This window comes from Actinomadura sp. NPDC048032, from assembly GCF_040653175.1.
Taxonomy (GTDB): domain Bacteria; phylum Actinomycetota; class Actinomycetes; order Streptosporangiales; family Streptosporangiaceae; genus Spirillospora; species Spirillospora verrucosospora.
Genome location: NZ_JBEZJP010000009.1, coordinates 1 through 17,813 on the forward strand (window position 1 = coordinate 1; position 17,813 = coordinate 17,813).

General features: G+C 69.7%; 15 protein-coding genes. 4 read left to right on the forward strand and 11 right to left on the reverse strand.

Features of this window, described 5'->3' with window-relative positions:
• Positions 1–1,113 (reverse strand): glycosyltransferase family 4 protein (locus tag AB0C69_RS02680; RefSeq protein WP_360348843.1); only part of this gene is annotated, 1,113 nt, incomplete at its 3' end.
• Between the two features lie 445 nt (positions 1,114–1,558).
• Between AB0C69_RS02680 and AB0C69_RS02685 the strand changes: the two genes are divergently transcribed.
• The 3 genes from AB0C69_RS02685 (at position 1,559) to AB0C69_RS02695 (ending at position 3,508) form a co-directional block, all read left to right on the forward strand.
• Positions 1,559–1,876, forward strand: a complete 318-nt coding sequence (locus AB0C69_RS02685; protein WP_360348846.1) for a hypothetical protein — start codon at positions 1,559–1,561, stop codon at positions 1,874–1,876.
• 329 nt (positions 1,877–2,205) lie between these two features.
• Positions 2,206–3,159, forward strand: a complete 954-nt coding sequence (locus tag AB0C69_RS02690) for an SDR family NAD(P)-dependent oxidoreductase (RefSeq protein ID WP_360348849.1) — start codon at positions 2,206–2,208, stop codon at positions 3,157–3,159.
• A 202-nt stretch (positions 3,160–3,361) separates the two neighbouring features.
• A complete protein-coding gene (locus tag AB0C69_RS02695; RefSeq protein WP_360348852.1) occupies positions 3,362–3,508 on the forward strand; it encodes a hypothetical protein in 147 nt (48 codons plus the stop codon).
• A 52-nt stretch (positions 3,509–3,560) separates the two neighbouring features.
• Here AB0C69_RS02695 and AB0C69_RS02700 read toward each other — a convergent pair whose 3' ends face one another.
• Genes AB0C69_RS02700 through AB0C69_RS02715 form a run of 4 tightly spaced genes read right to left on the reverse strand, consistent with a single transcriptional unit; the run spans position 3,561 to position 8,963 of the window.
• Complete coding sequence (locus AB0C69_RS02700; protein ID WP_360348855.1) at positions 3,561–4,958, reverse strand: aldehyde dehydrogenase family protein; 1,398 nt, start codon at positions 4,956–4,958, stop codon at positions 3,561–3,563.
• Positions 4,955–5,812 (reverse strand): arginase family protein, encoded by an 858-nt coding sequence (locus AB0C69_RS02705; RefSeq protein WP_360348858.1) that lies wholly within the window; start codon positions 5,810–5,812, stop codon positions 4,955–4,957. The genes AB0C69_RS02700 and AB0C69_RS02705 overlap by 4 nt, the downstream gene beginning before the upstream one ends.
• Positions 5,809–7,251, reverse strand: a complete 1,443-nt coding sequence (locus AB0C69_RS02710) for a hypothetical protein (protein WP_360348861.1) — start codon at positions 7,249–7,251, stop codon at positions 5,809–5,811. Before AB0C69_RS02710 ends, AB0C69_RS02705 begins: the two co-directional genes overlap by 4 nt.
• Positions 7,251–8,963, reverse strand: coding sequence for a thiamine pyrophosphate-binding protein (locus tag AB0C69_RS02715; RefSeq protein ID WP_360348864.1), 1,713 nt, complete (start codon positions 8,961–8,963; stop codon positions 7,251–7,253). Before AB0C69_RS02715 ends, AB0C69_RS02710 begins: the two co-directional genes overlap by 1 nt.
• A 122-nt stretch (positions 8,964–9,085) precedes the next feature.
• Here AB0C69_RS02715 and AB0C69_RS02720 point away from each other — a divergent pair, with 122 nt between their 5' ends.
• Positions 9,086–11,041 carry a primary-amine oxidase gene (locus tag AB0C69_RS02720; protein ID WP_360348867.1) on the forward strand — a complete coding sequence of 652 codons (1,956 nt, stop codon included), beginning with the start codon at positions 9,086–9,088 and terminating at the stop codon, positions 11,039–11,041.
• Here the strand turns inward: AB0C69_RS02720 and AB0C69_RS02725 are convergent.
• From AB0C69_RS02725 to AB0C69_RS02750, 6 genes are read right to left on the reverse strand one after another with little or no spacing between them, the layout of a single operon-like run.
• Positions 10,993–11,670, reverse strand: a complete 678-nt coding sequence (locus AB0C69_RS02725; protein ID WP_345174143.1) for a GntR family transcriptional regulator — start codon at positions 11,668–11,670, stop codon at positions 10,993–10,995. The genes AB0C69_RS02720 and AB0C69_RS02725 overlap by 49 nt on opposite strands.
• Before the next feature lie 41 nt (positions 11,671–11,711).
• Positions 11,712–13,922: a N,N-dimethylformamidase beta subunit family domain-containing protein gene (locus tag AB0C69_RS02730; RefSeq protein ID WP_360348870.1), complete on the reverse strand. Its 2,211-nt coding sequence runs from the start codon at positions 13,920–13,922 to the stop codon at positions 11,712–11,714.
• A complete protein-coding gene (locus tag AB0C69_RS02735) occupies positions 13,915–15,072 on the reverse strand; it encodes an ABC transporter ATP-binding protein (protein WP_360348873.1) in 1,158 nt (385 codons plus the stop codon). Before AB0C69_RS02735 ends, AB0C69_RS02730 begins: the two co-directional genes overlap by 8 nt.
• Before the next feature lie 5 nt (positions 15,073–15,077).
• Positions 15,078–15,872 carry an ABC transporter permease gene (locus AB0C69_RS02740; protein ID WP_360348876.1) on the reverse strand — a complete coding sequence of 265 codons (795 nt, stop codon included), beginning with the start codon at positions 15,870–15,872 and terminating at the stop codon, positions 15,078–15,080.
• Positions 15,869–16,708: an ABC transporter permease gene (locus tag AB0C69_RS02745; protein ID WP_360348879.1), complete on the reverse strand. Its 840-nt coding sequence runs from the start codon at positions 16,706–16,708 to the stop codon at positions 15,869–15,871. The genes AB0C69_RS02740 and AB0C69_RS02745 overlap by 4 nt, the downstream gene beginning before the upstream one ends.
• Complete coding sequence (locus tag AB0C69_RS02750) at positions 16,705–17,751, reverse strand: ABC transporter substrate-binding protein (protein WP_360348882.1); 1,047 nt, start codon at positions 17,749–17,751, stop codon at positions 16,705–16,707. The genes AB0C69_RS02745 and AB0C69_RS02750 overlap by 4 nt, the downstream gene beginning before the upstream one ends.
• Positions 17,752–17,813 lie beyond the last annotated feature (62 nt).

Consider the following 17,813-nt stretch of genomic DNA (forward strand, 5'->3'; position numbering starts at 1 on the left):
GCCCAAGCCGCTGTGCTCGCTGACGAGAGCAGGGGTCCCCATGGTGATCGCCTCATGACCGACCAGCCCGTACCCTTCGACGAGCGACGGCATGAGCAGCAGGCTCGCCCGGCGCAGGTCCCGCCGGACCGCGTCGATGTCTGGATCGAAAGCCCGGACCATCACGCGCGCCGTACGGTGGCCGATCCAGCCGACGACCTTCTTGCGCGTCTCGGCCTCGGTCTCGGCAGGGGTTCCGCGCACGAGAAGCTCCCAGTCGTCGGCGTCCGGAGCGTATCGGCGGGCGTGCCCGACCGCCCTGGCGGCGAGCTCGACGCCCTTGAGCCGGGCGTCGCCCATCCGCCCCATGATCATGATCAGCGGTCGCCGTTCGCCTTTCGGCACCGCACGTTCGTCCGGGCCGACCTGGTCGAAGCCCGGGTCGAGCGGGACGACCGGGGTGATGCCGTCGTCCAGGTCGCGCACGATCCATTCGTACAGGCGCGGTCCGACCGGAACCGCCGCGGCCGCGCCGGCGGCGAGTCCGAGTTCGATGGCCGTCCGCTCCGCGGCCCTGGTGCCCGCCTCGCTGTCACCGTCGAGTTTGTGCCACTCGATCTCCTCGGGAGACATATGGATGAGATGGAGGCGCGGGGCGCCTCCGAAGAGGTCCTCGGCGAGCGCCTTCGCAACTGGCCCGGTCACCCGGCCGTGGCCCACGACCAGGTCGGGCTCGACACCGTCCGGCAGCACCGGCCTGCGGACCAGCGCCTCGCGCTCGGTCATGCCAGGCGCCCGCAGCGCGATGATCGGACGCACCCCGGCGTCCTCCATATCGCGTCGTTCGTCCTCGGTCAGGCCAGAGACCAGGCAGAACACGTCGACACCCGCGCTGGCCAGGGCCCGGCAGAGGTAGCGGTTCAGGGCGCTGAGGCCACCGCGTGCCGGGAACCATTCGTCGGCGACGACCAGCACGGTGCGGACACGGCGGTCCGGTGTCCGAACAGGCTTCGGGAGGGCCGGGTGCGGTGAAGCGGGCGCCGGAGAATCGGATACCGGAGAATCGGGCGCCGGGGAGTCGCCGTATACGAGGTTCCAGCCATCCTTGATCCGTCCGGTATTCGCGTCCTTCACTAGATCCCCGTTCTGTGCGCGTGTGCGAAGCGCCATCATCACCGGGCGACACCCGCGTTCCCACCCGGGCGAGGAGCGCGCACACCGTGTCCGAGCAGGTGCCCGGCTGCGGACCTGCGCCTTGTCGGCCTCGACCGTGCCCGCGCGATTCCTCCTCAGGTTCCGGCTGTGGCTCAGATGAGGCACAGGGCGGTCGATTCCGTTCGACCGATGCACCCCGATCCCGCCTGCGACCTGCGAAGGTCCGGAGAGGCGGGTCGGGGCGCCGGAGGGGCCGTTGCGGCTTCCGTCCGCGTTGTTCAAAGTCGTGCTTCTCCGGTGGGGAAATGGGGGCACACATGGACGACGACGCGCGGCACGTCCCGCCGCATATCAAGTCGGGACAGGACATGGACCTGGCGGACGTCACTATCGCGGGGAGGGATGACCGGTGAGGAGCGTGCGCGTGCTCACAGCGGCCGCCGTTCTCCTGCCGACGGCGCTGGTGGCAGGGTGCGCCGACACGGGACCGACCGACGTGGACGACCTGTGCTCGGCCTACAAGCACTTCCTGTTGGAATACACGCGGCCGCATCCGTTCTCGAACAAAGGCGTGTTCGATTCCCTGAAGGATCTGGGCGACGTCGCCTCCCGCTATACCGGCAGCGACGCGGTGAAGGCGGCGGGGCCGCGCCTGAAGAAGATGGGCGAGTCGGACCAGGTCAACATGCTTGAGGTCGAGATGACCATGGCTCCGATCAGCGCGGAGTGCCACAAACCCTGAGCGTGAAGGAACGAGGGACGGGCCGCCCCAGACCGGGCCCGTCCCGCTTCACGATCACGCGACCGCGTCGCCGGATCGGCCGCATTCAGCTTCCACCGCACCGCACTGACGTCGCGAGAAAAGCAAGTTCCCGGTCCGGACGGAGCGTGATCACGTTCGAGAGGGGACGAAGACGTTGCGAGCCGCCGTTGTGCGGTGCGCAATGTGCGGCTCCACATGAATGCGACGCAAAAGCGGTCGGCGGCCGTCCTGACGGCCACCCGCCCACTCTGAGCATCCCTCGGTGCGCTCGCGCACATAAACGCGAAACTGACCGCAGGTAAAGCGTGGTGGCGCAGGTCACCCTGTCGCCGCGTAACGGGGATCGGGTTGTCGGTGTCTGGTGGCCGACAGGCACATCGAAGGAACGGAACCTCATCATGAGCAAGGTATGGTTCGTCACCGGTTCGTCCCGTGGTCTGGGCCGCAACTTCGTCGAGGCCGCACTGTCCCGCGGTGACAGGGTCGCTGCGACCGCTCGGAACACCGGGAGCCTTGAAGGGCTGGTCGCCACTTATGGCGACGCGGTGCTGCCGGTCGCGCTGGACGTGACCGACAGGGCCGCGGTCTTCGCGGGGGTGAAGCGGGCCGCGGAGCACTTCGGCCGCCTGGACGTCATCGTCAACAACGCCGGATACGCCCAGGTCGGCGCGGTCGAGGAGCTGACCGAGCAGGATCTGCGCGACCAGATGGAGACCAACCTTTTCGGCGCAGTGTGGGTCGTTCAGGCCGCGTTGCCCTACCTGCGCGAGCAAGGCTCGGGGCACATCATTCAGTTGTCTTCGGCCGCCGGCCTCATCGCGATGCCGCTCGGCGGCGCCTACCACGCCTCCAAGTGGGCGGTGGAGGGCCTGAACGAAGCTCTCGCGAGTGAGGTCGCCGGCTTCGGCGTCAAGGTGACCGTGGTCGAGCCCGGCGGGTTCGCCACCAGGTCCGGTAAGAATCCCGACCCTCTCGCCAACGGTCACATGGCCGAGCCCGACCCGGCCTACGAGAGCCTCCGCCGGCACCTCGCCCAGGTCGCGGGCAAGCAGCCCGCCGGCGACCCGGCCGCCGCTGCCCGTACCCTCCTCAAGATCGTCGATTCCGACGCCCCGCCCCTGCGGGTGCTGTTCGGCCAGGGCTTCTATCCGATGATCCAGCAGGCCTACGCCAACCGGCTCAAAACCTGGGCCGACGGCCAGGACCTTTCGGCCGAAGCCCACGGCAACCTCGATCAACCGGCCGCCGACCCCTGGCACTGATGCCACGAGACCTGAGCCGCGTCGTTCCAGTCGTCCTGCCGCGCTCTCCGGCTGACGTTCGACGCATCCCCGCCGCTCTGCGCGGCAAGTTCGTCGTCGACGCGATGAACTACTGATGGGAGACCGACGGCATCCGCGACGACCTCACCGACCCGCGCACCTCCTCCAGCGAGACCGTGCGGGCATTCCTGTCCGAATCCGTGTGATCAAGGCGTTCAACTACACGGGCTACCACGATCTCGAGAACGAAGCCCGTCCCGCCGCGACGCCCGGACGCAAAGCACTCGCCATCTCGGGCGGCGATCCTGCCGACGGCGCCGGTCAGGTAGGGGCGGAGGTGGGCGGTTGAGCACGCGAGGAGGACGAAGCTGGTTGGCGCCGCACGAGGCCAGGGGGAGTGGTCACTGGGTGTTCAGCATGACGCTCCTGGTCTCGGTGTAGAGGTCGATGGCCGCGGCCCCCATCTCGCGTCCCCAGCCGGAGGACTTGAAGCCGCCCCAGGGGGCCGCGGCGTCGGGCGGGTTGGGCATGTTGATCCACACCGTGCCGGCCTCCAGCGCCGCAGCCGTCCGGTGGGCCCGGCCGACGTCGCGGGTCCACACCGAGGCGGACAGGCCGTAGCGGGAGTCGTTCGCGCGAGCGGTGACCTCGTCGGCGTCGTCGAACGGGAGGACGGCCACGACGGGGCCGAATACTTCCTCACGCGCGATCCGCATGGTGTCGGTGACGTCGGTGAAGACCGCAGGGGTCAGGAAATGGCCGTCGGAGAGATGGTCAGGGCGCTCCCCACCGGCCACCAGGGTCGCCCCGTCCTCGAGGCCGCTGCGGACATATCTCTCTACCCGGGTGAGGTGGTCAGCGGACACCAGAGGCCCGAGGTCGGTCTCGGGCGACATGCCGTCGCCCAGCCGCATGGCAGAGACAGCCGCAGCCAGGCCATCGGCGAACTCGTCGACGATCCTGCGCTGGACGTAGACACGGGAGTACGCCGCGCACACCTGGCCGGAGTTCAAGAAGGCGCCCTGCACGATTCCGGTCACGGCCTCGGTCACCGGCGTGTCGTCGAAGACGACTACCGGTGTCTTGCCGCCCAGTTCGAGCGAGACGCGCTTGAAGTGGTCGGCGCTCGCGCGGACGATCTCGCGGCCGACGTCGGTCGAGCCGGTGAACGAGATCTTGGCGATGCCGGGGTGGCTCACCATCGCCCGGCCCACCTCCGGGCCTCCGGACACGACGGTGACGACGCCCGTCGGCACGCCGGCCTCGGCCATCAGGTCCACCAGCCGCATCGTGGTGAGCGGGGTCTGCTCCGCCGCCTTGATGACGCAGGTGTTGCCACAGGCCAGCGCCGGAGCCAGTTTCCACGCCGCGATCATCAGCGGGAAGTTCCACGGGGTGATGAGGCCGCAGACTCCGACCGGTTCGCGCGTCGTGTAGTTTAGCACGCCGGGAATGGACACCGGGTTGGTCTCGCCGGTGATCTTGGTGACCCAGCCCGCGAAGTAGCGGAAGTGCTCGGCGGTCGCGGCGACTGAGACGTGTCGAGCGATGCCGAGGGGCTGTCCCTGGTCACGGGTCTCGAGCTCGGCGAGCTCAGCGGCGTGGGCCTCGACGAGCTCGGCGATCCGCCAGAGCACCCGGGCCCGCGCGGCGGGTGTCATGATGCGCCAAGCGCTACCGTGCCTCAGCGACTCGGTCGCGGCGTCCACCGCGTTGTCCAGGTCGTTCTCAGAGGTGAGGGCCACGTCTGCAAGGTGCTCGCCGGTAGCGGGGTTGAAGGTCGCGAACGTGGAGTTCATGCCACACCGCCCGGGGCGTCGACGCCGAGGAGGGTGCAGACGCAGTCGGTTTCGAACTCGGTCACCCGACGCCGCCACCCCAGGTCGTCCGGGCTGTGCAGCGCGGTCATCTCGACCCCGATGACGTCCGAGGCGTCGGCGATCCCCCGGAGCACCGTGAGGACCTGTTCGTAGTCGAAGCCCCGGTCGCGGCCGTACCAGACGGGGTTGACGCTCACGTCGAGCACGTCCGGGTCGATGTGCACGTAGACGGGAGCACCGCCGATCGCAGCCACGACCCTCTCGGCCGTGTCCTCGGCGACCGGGATCATGGTGAGCGCGCTCGCCTCCGCTTGGCGCTGGCCCGCGATGTCGAAGTCGTCGTCGAGCGAGCGGGCACCGACGAGGATGGCCTGCTCGAGCGGGAACTCCCCGTGCCCGGTGTCCCACACGCCGCAGGCACCGGAGAGGCTCATGCAGCCCAGGAAGCCGCCGCTGGTGGTGACCGGGGTGTCGAAGTCGGAGTGGGAGTCGAACCACACGACCTTGGCCTCGGGGCGGGCTGCGTGGACGGCGGGAAAGGTGCCGATCGCGATGGAGCAGTCGGTCGACAGAACAACCGAGCGTCGGCCACTGGTCACCGCGGTCCGGACGTGGTCGGCGGCCTGTTGGAAGACGGCCGCGGAGTCGCGCAGGTCGTCCTCCCAGTCGGTCTTGCGGTACGGGCCGTCGCGGCCCTCCACACGTTCGGCGACGATCCCGCGCTCCGCGAGCGCGTCGCTCAGCAGGTTGACCCCGCGCCGGTCACGCGGGGTCTCCTCGGAGATGCGGACGGCGAAGGCGCGAGCACTGACCTCATCCTGCAGCACTGTCATGGGTGGTCTCCCGGGGTGATGGAGTGGGTGTCGGGTTCGAGTGCGGGGAGCAGCTCGCGGGAGAAGACGTCCGCGGCCTCCTCGCGACGACGGGCGAGCACCGGGTTCGCTCCGCGGACGAGGACGGTGGCGGGTCGGGGGATCGCGTTGAACTGGGTCGAGGCCGTCTCGCAGTAGGCGCCCTGGTTGAGGACCAGCAGGAGATCCCCCGGCGTTACGTCGGGAAGTTCGATGTCCTCGGCGATGGAGTCGTACGAGCACGTGGGGCCGACGACTTCGACCGGCGTCGGATGCGGGGCCGACGACGTGGCTCCGACAACGACGATGCCGTGACCGGCCCGGGTCAGCGACCGGGTCATGAACATGGTGGCCGCGGAGTCGACGGTGACGAAGCGGCGGCTGCTGAACCAGTCGACGTCCTTGACGTCCTGGACTCGCGTCAGCAGGGTGACCGCGTCACCTACGTGAAAGCCGCCGGACTCCAGTTGTACGACGACGTCGGGCCAGCCGCCCTCGTGGAGCCCTGCGGCCAGGGCCTGCGCGTGCTCACGCACGTCCGGCAGGTCGCGCAGCTCGGCATCGGTTGCGTTGCCCGGGGTGCTGAGCAGGACACGTCTGCCCTGGCGCAGGCCGCCCCCCAGATTGATGCGCCGGGTCGTGATATCCCGCGCTGCCTTGAGGTGCGCCGCGAACGCGGCGAGTTCGCGGGCGCATTCCCGGACGTGCATGACTTGGCGCTGCGCATCGAAGTCGGCGCGGTAGCCGGCGAACCCGGCGTGGTGGGAGAGCCCGACATAGTCGAGCCATTGGTCTTCCGCGATCCGGGTGACGAGGGTCTCGGCCGCTCCGGTCGGGATGCTCGACCCGAACTTGGCCTCCGCCACCCGCAGCGTGCGCTCGTACGCGGGGTCCTGGGCCAGCAGGCGGCTGTACCGCAACTTGGCGCGCACCACGCATGGCACGACGCGACCGTGGCGTCGTCCGGCCTCGGAGAGTCGCTCGGCCTCGGCGAGGGAGTCGACGTTGACCTGGTGTACGCCGATCCGGGCGACGAGGTCGAGGTACGTCGCCGACTTGCCATTGCCGTTGACGATGATGTTCGCGGCCGGGATACCTGCGTCGAGTGCCGCCGTCACCTCGAACTCCGAGCTCGCGTCGATGAGGGCACCGCTGCGGCAAAGGGTGGTGATGACGGCCCGGTTGTTGTTCGCCTTCATCGAGAACGCGATCTCGACCCGCTGGTCGATGGCGTCGTATGCCGCGCGCAGGGCGCCGTGATTGTGCTCGAGCTGGCGCTCGGAGACGACCCAGGTCGGTGTGCCGAACTCCGCGGCGATGTCGGCCAGCGGGGTCTCCTCTATGTGCGTGACGCCGCTGCCCGACGGGGGAACGGTGGCCGGAAGGAGGCTCAAGGCGGAGTCGTAGGTCAGGCGCGTCATCAGACCCCCACGTGGCGCATCATGTCGAAGGGAGGCAGGGTGTCGACCGGGACGACGACGTCAACGAGCGTCGGTCCATCGGTCGAGAGTGCGGCGACGAGGGCAGGTCGCAGATCCTCCGCGGCCTCGACGCGGTGCCCGGACACCCCCACGGCCTCGGCCAGCAGGTCGTGACGGACGTCCACGAAGTCCAGGTCGCGAGAGGTGCCCTCGTTGAGGTCGTGCCAGAGCCGCTGGTAGGCGAAGGCCCCGTTGTTCAGCACGATGCAGGTGACGTCGCAGTCGTGGCGCCGGGCCGTCTCGAGCTCGCCCCAGCCGAAACCGAACCCGCCATCGCCGACCAGGGCGACCACCCGACGGCCCGGGTGGGCCCTGGCAAGGCCTATCGCGCCGGGGAAGCCGAAGCCCAGCGTCCCGGCGGCGCGCCCGTAGACGATCTGGTCGAAGTGCTCGCCCTGGGCGAGATAGCTCAACGCCCAGACGCTGCTGTACGCGGCGTCGCACACGACCAGGTCCTCGGGCCGGAGCAGGGCGCCGAGCTCACGGAACAGCCGGGCCGGGTGGAGGCCGACGTCCACGGGATCCGCGGCCACGGCCTGCTGGCGGGCCCGCACCTGGTCCCAGCGTGCCGGCAGGTCCATCCAGGGGTCGCGCGGGGTCGTCGCGAGCCGCTCGAGGAACTGGGGCAGCGTCTTCTCGACGAGGTCACGCACCAGAGTCACGTCCTGCGCGGCGAATCGTGAGCCGACGTCCTCGACGTCGACCCGGACCACCCTGCATGCGGGGCCGGGCAGCCGGCCGAGGTCGGTGGTGGCCCCGTCCATGGCCGAGCCGAGAACCACGACCACGTCGGCGGAACGCAGGGCCTCGTTGGCCACCCAGCCGGAACCGTCCTCGCGGTACGACATGAAGCCGGCGACCCCGGCGTACAGCGGGTGCCGCTCGGGGAAGCAGCCACGACCCATCGCGGTCGTGCAGACGGGGGCTCCGAGCCGCTCGGCGAGTTCGGTGACACCGGCACCGACGCCGGCCTGGCGCGCACCGTTGCCGACGAGGAGGACGGGCCGAGCAGCCGCTTCGATGAGGGTGACCGCCTGGTCGAGAGTGGACGCCGCGGCCACGGGGGAGGCTGCCACGGCCGGCTCATCGACCGGTTGTGCCCGGTGCGCGTCGGCCTTCATCACGTCGTTGGGAAGCTCGACCAGAACCGGGCCTCGAGGGGCGGTCATGGCGACGTCGATGGCCTGCTGGAGCGTCGGCTCGACGTCCTCCGGCCGGGCGGCTCGTGCCGCGAACTTCACCAACGGTGTGACGATGCCGACCTGGTCGGTCTCCTGGAAGGCGCCCGTCCCGTGGAGGTGCGTCTCCACGCCGCTGACGAGCGCGATGACCGGGCTCTGTGCGGCCTTCGCCTCGAGCAGGGCGATCGGAAGGTTCATCGCGCCGGGCCCGTGGATGCCGGTGGCGACGGTCGGTCGCCCGGTGGCGCGGGCGACGGCGTCCGCCGCGAAGCCGGCGCTGCGTTCGTCGCGCATGACCGTCGCCGTGACCGGGCTGTCCCCGAGGGCCTCGAACAGCCACTCCGGGGAGTCCTGGCCGAACACGTGGGTCACGCCGTTGCGCTCGAGGATCTCGGCCACGAGGTGCCCGCCGTGACGCGTGGGCGCCGGGGGCGGGGCTGCGGGTTCGGCTGGTCGCGTCTCGGAACTCATGGCCAGAGACACTAGCCCAAGCCTTGGCAACTTGGATACATTGATGCGAGATTCAGTCTCCGAACTGCGCGAATGTGAGACCGGATGCCGAAAATGTATCCAACGCACCGGAGGAGGTCATCGTGACCGTTCACGACGCGGCGCAGCCCCATCCGCTCGACCCGCTGACGGAGGACGAACTGCGTGAGGTCACCCGGACGCTGCTCGAGACGGGCCTGCTGACCGCCTCGGTGCGCGTGGCCTACGTCGGACTCGACGAGCCGACGCGCGGCGAGCTCGAGGCCGAGGTTCGCCCCGAGCGCCGGGCACGGGTTGTGCTGCACGAGACCACGCGGGTGGAGGACCGCGATGTGCTGGTGTCGGTCACCGACGCGGAAGTGCTCAGCGAGCGCATCCTCGACGCGGCAACGGAGGGACAGTCGCCGGTGCTCGACGAGGAGTACGAGCTCGCGGAGCGGGTCCTGGCCGAGGACGACCGGTGGGTGACGGCACTGGCCCGCCGGGGCCTGCGACCCGACCAGGTGCGCGCGGCGGCCCTGTCCGCAGGCGTCTTCGACGATCTTGAGGAGGAGGGGCGACGGATCCTGCGTGCGCTGGCGTTCCAGCAGCGGCATCCCGACGACCACGCCTGGGCGCATCCGGTGGACGGCCTGGTCGCCTTCGTCGACATCGTCGCGCGCCGGGTCACCGAGGTACTGGACGAGGGCGCCGTCGACGTCCCCGACGGCGACGACGGGAATTACCATCTCCGCGAGGAGCCGCCGCGCAGTTCACAGCGTCCTTTGCTGATCACTCAGCCCGAAGGCCCGAGCTTCACCCTGGCCGGCCGCCACCTGCAGTGGGAGAACTGGGACCTGCGGCTCGGGTTCGACGCCCGCGAGGGACTGATCCTGCACCAGGTCGGGTTCCGCGACGAGGGCCGGTTGCGACCCGTGCTGCACCGCGCGTCCATCAGCGAGATGGTCGTCCCCTACGGCGACCCCTCACCGGTCCGGTCCTGGCAGAACTACTTCGACACCGGCGAGTACCTGGTGGGCCGCTACGCGAACTCACTCGAGCTGGGCTGCGACTGCCTCGGGGAGATCACTTACCTCGACGCGGTCGTGGCGGACGCGCAGGGCGAGCCGCACGTCATCAAGAACGCGATCTGTCTCCACGAGGAGGATTACGGGGTGCTGTGGAAGCACAGCGACCCGTGGGCCCTGTCGAGCGAGACGCGCAGGAACCGGCGGATGGTCGTCTCCTTCTTCACCACCGTCGGGAACTACGACTACGGCTTCTACTTCTACCTTTACCTGGACGGGACGATCGCGTTCGAGGCCAAGGCGACCGGCATCGTGTTCACGTCGGCCGTGCGGGACCCGGACTGCCGCCACACGGCACAGATCGCACCGGGCCTGGGCGCGCCGTTCCACCAGCACCTGTTCTGCGCGCGTCTCCACATGGCGGTCGACGGGCCGACCAACCGGGTCGAGGAGGTCGAGGCCGTGCGGATGCCGGTCGGCCCCGCCAACCCTCGTGGCAACGCCTTCACCCGGTCCCGCACTCCGCTGACGCGGGAGTCCGAGGCGCAGCGGTTCGCCGACGCCTCCACCGGCAGGACCTGGCACGTGGTGAACCCGAACTCCCTCAACCGGGTGGGCGAGCCGGTGGCCTACGCCCTGCACCCCGAAGGCCAACCGACGCTCCTCGCCGACCCGTCGTCGTCCATCGCCCGGCGAGCGGCCTTCGCGACGCGGCACCTGTGGGTGACCCGCGCGGCGCCCGGCGAGAAGTACGCGGCCGGAGACTTCGTCAACAGGCACCCGGGCGGTGCCGGGCTCCCGGCGTACGCCGCGGCCGACCGCGACATCGACGGCCAGGACATCGTGGTGTGGCACACCTTCGGACTGACGCACTTCCCGCGCACCGAGGACTGGCCGGTGATGCCGGTGGACCACACCGGGTTCACGCTCAGGCCCGCCGGGTTCTTTGACAGGAACCCCACCTTGGACGTCCCGTCGGGAGGCGGGCGGCACTCCGCCGAGGGTCAGTCGTCCGAAGAGGGCTCCTGCGGTTGCCCGGTGGCGGAGAGGTGACGGATCAGCGCGACCCGGGTGTAGCGGATGTGCTGGCGCAGCAGGGTGCCGGCCCGCTCACCGTCGCGGTGGCGCAGGGCGTCGATCAACAAGTTGTGTTCGGCGATCACGACCTCACGGTCGATGGGCGTCGCCACCCCCATGTAGGCGCGCCGGAAGTGCTGCGAGGAGTTCCAGAAGTCCTGGACCAGGCGCTGCAGGCGCGGCATGCCGGCAGCCTTGATGCTGGCGAGGTGGAACGCCCGGTCGCTCGACAGGGCGCGCTCCAGATCGCGGCTGCCGTGCTCCGGCATCACGGCCTGCTCGAACTCGCGGCAGTGCTCCTCGAGTTCGGCGATGTCGGCATCGGTCAGGTTGACCGCGCTGTGCTCGATCGCGAGCGGCTCGAGGCGTTCGCGCATGAGGTAGACCTCGACGAACTCCTGGAGGTCCATGTCGGCTACGCGGGCCGAGACGTTGGGGGAGAGCCGGACCAGTCCCTCGCTCTCCAGATTCCTCAGCGCGTCCCGTACCGGGATGCGGCTGACGCCGAGCGCCTCGGCGACCCATTCCTGGCCGATCCGTGCGCCGGCGGCGAGACGGCCCTCGAGGATGGCTGTGCGGAGAGCCCGCGTGGCGTAGGTGGCCATCGTCTCGCCCGGCTCGCGGGGAGGGAACTCTGCCGACCCACTCACAAGGCCTCACCGGCGGCGCGCTGACGAAAGTCGTCCAGGACGTTCCGGGTGATCCGGGCGACCCCGTTGTCGTAGTCCTGGTGGGAGAGACTGGCGATCCAGTTGACGGAGCCGGTGCTGAAGACTCCGCCCCCTGCCGCCGTTTCGAAGTAGACGACATCGGAGCGGACCTCGGCGGACTCGGACCCGCCTTGACCGGGCTTCATGGCCGGGACCTCTTCGATCGCACGCTGCATCATGTCACTATGTCGGCCTCGCGAGGTGGCCAGCACGAACGTGCCGGGCGGGGTCCCGAGCGACACGTCGGTCCGGTCGATCTCCGCCCCGGCCGCGCCGGACATGTTCTGGCCGTAGTCGCCCAGCGGAGCCTCGATGTCCACTCCGGCGACGACGAACCCGACGCGCGGGTCCTGGGCGTCGGGTTCGAACCGGTAGGACGCCGAGTCGCCGCCCTGAGCGGTGAAGCCCACGCCGACCAGCCGCTGGGGCGCGCGCCCGCGGTGACGCCACAGGCCACCACGCTCACCGTTGGTGTGGTGCTCCTCGCCGGGCTCGCTACTCCAGGCACGCGTACCGGCCAGGCCGCGCCGCAGCTCGATCACATCGGGCCGGTCGGACAGCACGGTCGTCACCCAGTAGAAGCCGTTGCCGCCGAGGTACATCAGCGACCCGCCGTCGTCGAGATAACCCGACAGGGCGTCGAGCATCTGCTCGGTCACGTACTCGGGGTGGGAGCCGGTGAGCACCGTGGAGTAGCCGTTCAGCAGGTCGGCGCCTTCGCGGTGCAGGTCCTCGTCGGTCACGACGTCCACGTCGATGCCGGCCACGGTCAGCCAGTCCACCAGGTAGAGGTCGGCACTGAGGCACCAGCCTCCTCCACCGCTCAGGGACCACGGATAGCTCGGTTCCATCGACAGCACCGGACGCAGTCGCGACACGTGGGCGGTCCCACTGCCGTCGCGGTGGCGGTTGTAGAGCGACAGACCGAGATCGCCACGCTCGGTGAGGATCGCGTCGACCTCGTGGAGCTCCCCGACGGGTCTGCCGGTCAGCTCCACCGCCCGGTTGAGGTCGAGGCGGTAGTTGGAGTAGGCGAGATAGGTGTAGGTGGGCACCAGCAGAACGGTATCGCTCGTGGGCCTGCCCGGCGCGGGTAGGACGAAGAACAGCACGTGTCGTTCGGCCGTCCCCGACCGCAACCGGGCGGCGTAGACGCCACTCGGTGTGTCCGCCGGTACCTGCCAGGAGAAGTCCACCTCCCAGCCGCAGTCGGCCAGGTCGTCGTCGTGGAAGTGCGCCGCGGCGTAGTGGCTCGGCTCCTCGGCCGGGGACATCGCAGTGCCGTCCCAGAGGTGACCGGTGACGGCCCGCAGAGGCGCGTTGACCAGGCGTCCGTGCGCCTCGTGGCCGGAGGCGTCGACGACGCGCGCACTGTCCGGGTCGCGCCCCAGATCCCACGAACCGATCAAGGTCAGGCCCCCGGCGGAGGCCGGATCGCCCGACAGGGAATCGAATTCGTCGACCGCTGCGGCGCCGGCCCACAGCCGGGGAGCCTCCAGCTTCCCGTTGAAGCTGCCGACGGCACGGCCCGACGTGTCGACCCCCAAGCGGCCGACCAGCAGGTCGCCCTTGATCTGCCAGGCCGGCCCAGTGGCCCCCTCGGCGGTCGCGCGCGCGACGTCGTCGACGCCCGCGTAGGTTCTGAGCCGCCGGCAGACGACGGCCACGGTGCCACTGCTGCGGTCGACGCTTGCGGTCAGCAGGTGCCAGTGGTGCAGCAGCAGGGGGGCGCCGGTGCTCACGACCAGGTCGCCGCAGCGGACCGTGGCCGCCCCGGTGGCGTCGAGCAGCAGCGCCGGGCCTCCCGGGAGCGCGACGACGCCCTGGTCTTGACCGGTCGACAGCGTGGGGTAGACCCAACACTGGAGCGTCAGGGCGGCCGCGGTCGTTACGGCGATGGGCGCCGTCATCGCCGAGCCAGGGCGGGTCGGCTGCACCCGGCCGGCGTACTCGCCGTCGAGGTCGGCCCCGACCGGAAGGCAGTCGAGAACGTCGGGCGTGCCGTCCGTGCGGGGGCCGCCGCGCGTGATCCGGACGATCTCCGCGTGGTAGCTGGAAGCGCAGCTGACGTGGAACGCGACGGTCCCTCCCGGCGTCACCGACCACACCGACGGGTAGCCGAGGATCTCCTGGGCGGGTTCAGCCATGGACCCGGCCCTCTTCCAGGTCGGTGAACAAGACGTCGTCGCCGACCCGCCAGGTCAGCCGTACGCGGTCGCCGACCGCGAGATCCCGGCGCGTGTCCGCGGCCGAGCGCACGTGGCGGTGCTCGCCGGAGCTCAGCTGGACGTAGTACTTGACGCTCGCGCCCAGGTACATCACGTTGGTCAGCAGCCCGGAGATCGTGTTGTGCCCGGGGGCGGATTCCTGTCCGTGGTCGGGCTCGACCCGCATCCGCTCAGGACGGACCATGAGCGCGACCTGGCCACCGGGCCGAAGGGGATGACCGGTGCCGTCCGGCGACGTCGCAGTAAGGCCGGTGATGCCGTACGGGGAGACGATCACGCGTCCGTCCCGGTGCTCGGAGACCGAGCCGCGGAACACGTTGGACTCGCCCATGAACTCGGCGACGTAGAGCGAACCCGGGGACTCGTAGAGCTCCTCCGCGGTGCCGAGCTGGCTGATCTCCCCGTTCCGGTAGACGGCGATGCTGTCGCTCATCGCCAGGGCCTCCTCCTGGTCATGGGTCACGTACACGATGGTGACGCCCAGCTCGCGATGGAGCCGCACGATCTCGATCTGGAGTGCCTCACGCAGGTTCTTGTCCAGGGCGCCCATGGGCTCGTCCATCAGCAGCAGGCGAGGTTCGAAGGCGATGGCCCGCGCGAGCGCGACGCGCTGCTGCTGGCCGCCGGACAGCTCGTGCGGTCGGCGCGATCCGTAACCGTCGAGGTGCACCCGCTCGAGTACCTCGGCGGCGCGCCGTCGTCGCTCGGCCTTGGGGACGCCGCGCACCTCCAGCGGGAACGCCACGTTGTCGGTGACGTTCATGTGCGGGAACAACGCGTAGTTCTGGAACACCATACCGATCTCTCGCCGGTGCGGCGGGACCGAGGTGATGTCGCGTCCGTCGAGGGTCACGCTGCCGCGATCGGGCGGTACGAAACCCGTGATCGCGTTGAGCGTCGTGCTCTTCCCGGAGCCCGACGCGCCCAACAGGGTGAGGAAGGTCCCCGGTGCGACGTCGAGGTCGATGTTCCGCAGGGCCGTGACGTTCCCGAAGGTCGTCCCGACTCCCGTCAGCCGCAGGTGGCCGCCGCTGGTCGAGACCACGGCCGGACTGGTGCGTCTCTGCATGGACGTCACGTTCGTCTCCTCGTACGCAGGAATGAGCCGATGCCCAGCGCGAGAAGCGCCACCGTGGTGACGAGCATCAGGAGGGTCGCAGCGGCGGCCACCGTGGGGTCGAGGCCGGTCCGCAACTGGTTGAAGATGACGACGGGCAGCGTGCGCACGGTCGGGCTGGTGATGAAGCCGGCCACCACCACGTCGTCCCATGAGGTGATGAAGGCGAAGATCGCGCTCGCCGCCAGGCCCGAGGCCAGCTGGGGGAGCGTGATCCGCCGGAAGACCGTGACGGGGCGCGCGCCGAGTCCCGCCGCCGCGCGCTCCAGGTCGGGGTCGATCGTGCGGAGGCTCGTCGAGATCGAGACGACCGAAAGCGGCAGCGCGAGCGCTGTGTGAGCCGCGACCAGGCCCAGGGTCGTGCCGGCGATGCCGAGCCGGACGTAGGCGAAGTAGCAGCCCACGCCCACGATGACGACGGGCACGATCATCGGGCTCATCATCAGCACGTTCAGGGTGCGCTGTCCGGCGAACGAGCCCCGCACGAGCGTGAGCGAGAGCAGCGCGCCCAGCAGGGTGGCGGTCAGCGCGGTCCACAGGGCGACCGAGACGCTGGTGGCAGTGGCGGCACGCCACTCGGGGTCGGTCAGCAGCATCTGGAACCAGCCCATCTGGAAGCCCCTGGGCGGCCAGCTGAGCCGGGAGCTCTCGGTGAACGCCATCGGAACGATGACCAGGGTCGGGATCACCATGAACGCGGCGACCAGGACGGTCCACGTGCGCAGGGCGACGGTTCCGGCCGAGATCCTCATGACTTGCTCCGTCCGGTCGGGTCGAGCGACACCACCCGGCTGGCGAGGGCCAGCACGCCGAGCGTGGCGCCGAGCAGGACCATGCCCAGGGCGCTGCCGACGCCGAAGTTCAGCAGCCTCGTGGTCTGCTCGACGATGAGCTGGCTGACCATCACGTCGGCGGGGTCGCCCAGGATGGCGGGGGTCAGGTAGAACCCGAGCGAGATGACGAAGACCAGCACACAGCCCGAGAAGACGGCCGGCACCGTCAGCGGCAGGAACACCTTCCGGAAGGCGGCGAACGGCCGGGCCCCGAGGATGTGGGCGGCCGGCACGAGCGTCACGTCGACGCGCCGCATCCCGGCGTACAGGGTCAGCACCATGATCGGGAGCAGCACGTGCACCATGCCGATGACGGTGCCGATGTCGTTGCGCATCATTTGGACGGGCTCGGTGGTGAGGCCTGCGGACCGCAGTGTCGAGTTGACGACACCGGTGTCCTGCAGCCACACGGTCCAGGCATAGGTGCGGACAAGGATGCTCGACCAGAAGGGCAGCAGGACGAAGAACGTCAGGACCATGGCGGTGTGGCCCTTCGCGCGGTTCATGACGTACGCGTATGGATAGCCGATCACCAGGCACAGGACCGTGACGACGACCGCGATCCGGAACGTCGTCAGGTACGAGCGAAGAAAGACCGGGGACTTGCCGAAGAACTTGTAGTTCTCCGGCCCCGGGGCGGTGAGGCTGATGTGGAGCATGTCGAGCAGCGGCCAGAAGAAGGCGACCCCGAGGAAGGCGACCGCAGGGACGGCCAGCCAGTTCCAGCCGACCCTGCGTGCGGACCGTCTGGTCACTTCTGGAGCCACTCGACGAACTGGTGGGACACGGTCTCGTACTGCTTCGCGTTGAACGCGTCGTCGAAGCGGTAGGACGTGCCGCCCTTGCCGGCGGGCAGGTAGGCGTAGGTCGGCGCTTTCGGGTCCGGGGTCGCACCGGTGGTGGCCGGCGCGACCGGGTAGATCTTCGAGAGGTCCGCGTTGTGCTCGACCGAGGTGATGTAGGCGGCCAGCTTCATCGCCTGCTCCGTGCTGGGAGCGCCCTTGAGGACGACGAGGTAGTCACCGCCGAGGCCGTAGCCGTCCCAGACGACGTGGAGTGGCGAGCCGTTCTTCACGGCGGCGTACACCTGGCTCGCGAAGGTGAGGCCCATGCTGGCCTCACCACTGCTGAGCGCCTCGATGGTCTCGGTGGGGCTCGCCGACCAGATGATGCTGTCCTTGATGGTTCTGAGCTTGGCGAGCGCCCGGTTGACGTCGAGCGGATACAGGTCCTTGGGCGCCACCCCGTCGGCGAGGAGCGCGCCCTCGAGCAACCCGGTGCCCACCGGCTCCTTCCAGACCACCCGCTTGCCCGGAAAAGTCTTGACGTCGAAGAAGTCCTTCCAGGACGTGGGATTGCCCTTGAGGGACTTGTCGTTGAAGGCCAGCACCGCGGCCCAGGTGTGCAGCGGCACACGGTACTTGTCGCCGTCGGCGCATGTGATGACCGCGCAGTCGAGCGGCTGCAGCAGGGCCTGGGTCTTGGCGTCGGCTCCGAAATCGCCCGCCACGTCGAGGAGGTCCCAGGTGACGCGGCCGGAGTCGACCATCGCCTTGATCTTCGCGTAGTCGGTGGATCCGACGTCCTGGACGACCGAGACGCCCGTCTCCTTGGCATAGGGCTTGAGCCAGGCGGCCTCCTGCGCGTCCTGGAGGTTGCCGCCGTTGGAGACGAAGGTGACGGCGGACCCACCGGCCGACTGGGGGCCTGTGCTCCCGCAGCTGGAGAGGGCGACGGAGGCGGCGGCGATAGAGGCGAGAGGGATGAGGCGCCGAGCGCGGAGGGGCCAGGTGAGCATGGACGGTCCTTCCCATGAAATGTATCCAGAAGATAGGAGTCGCACGGGCGGAGTGTCAATGA

Bases quoted from the DNA above. Each gene is read 5' to 3' on its own strand.
- AB0C69_RS02700 (WP_360348855.1), bottom strand. From the start codon at position 4,958: ATGAACTCCACGTTCGCGACCTTCAACCCCGCTACCGGCGAGCACCTT.
- AB0C69_RS02705 (WP_360348858.1), bottom strand. From the start codon at position 5,812: ATGACAGTGCTGCAGGATGAGGTCAGTGCTCGCGCCTTCGCCGTCCGC.
- AB0C69_RS02710 (WP_360348861.1), bottom strand. From the start codon at position 7,251: ATGACGCGCCTGACCTACGACTCCGCCTTGAGCCTCCTTCCGGCCACC.
- AB0C69_RS02715 (WP_360348864.1), bottom strand. From the start codon at position 8,963: ATGAGTTCCGAGACGCGACCAGCCGAACCCGCAGCCCCGCCCCCGGCG.
- AB0C69_RS02725 (WP_345174143.1), bottom strand. From the start codon at position 11,670: ATGGCCACCTACGCCACGCGGGCTCTCCGCACAGCCATCCTCGAGGGC.
- AB0C69_RS02730 (WP_360348870.1), bottom strand. From the start codon at position 13,922: ATGGCTGAACCCGCCCAGGAGATCCTCGGCTACCCGTCGGTGTGGTCG.
- AB0C69_RS02735 (WP_360348873.1), bottom strand. From the start codon at position 15,072: ATGCAGAGACGCACCAGTCCGGCCGTGGTCTCGACCAGCGGCGGCCAC.
- AB0C69_RS02740 (WP_360348876.1), bottom strand. From the start codon at position 15,872: ATGAGGATCTCGGCCGGAACCGTCGCCCTGCGCACGTGGACCGTCCTG.
- AB0C69_RS02750 (WP_360348882.1), bottom strand. From the start codon at position 17,751: ATGCTCACCTGGCCCCTCCGCGCTCGGCGCCTCATCCCTCTCGCCTCT.